Source organism: Algoriphagus chordae (genome assembly GCF_003254055.1).
Classification (GTDB): Bacteria; Bacteroidota; Bacteroidia; order Cytophagales; family Cyclobacteriaceae; genus Algoriphagus; species Algoriphagus chordae.
In genome coordinates this window covers 1-265 of record NZ_QKZT01000021.1, presented here as the reverse complement: position 1 = coordinate 265, position 265 = coordinate 1, and positions in this window count along the sequence as shown.

Here is a 265-nt window from a genome sequence, read left to right as displayed (position 1 = left end):
TCATACTGATATACTCAAAAAGTATCATCCATTACAATAAGGATTAAGACAGCAATGCGCTAACCACGTCGTCTTGCTCAATGTCCTCAAAAAGTATCATCCATTACAATAAGGATTAAGACTGCTTAGCTGCTTTTTGTTCAAAATTTTTCATGTCTCAAAAAGTATCATCCATTACAATAAGGATTAAGACAGGTGCTTAAATTCGTTGTAAAATTTTAAAACAGACTCAAAAAGTATCATCCATTACAATAAGGATTAAGAC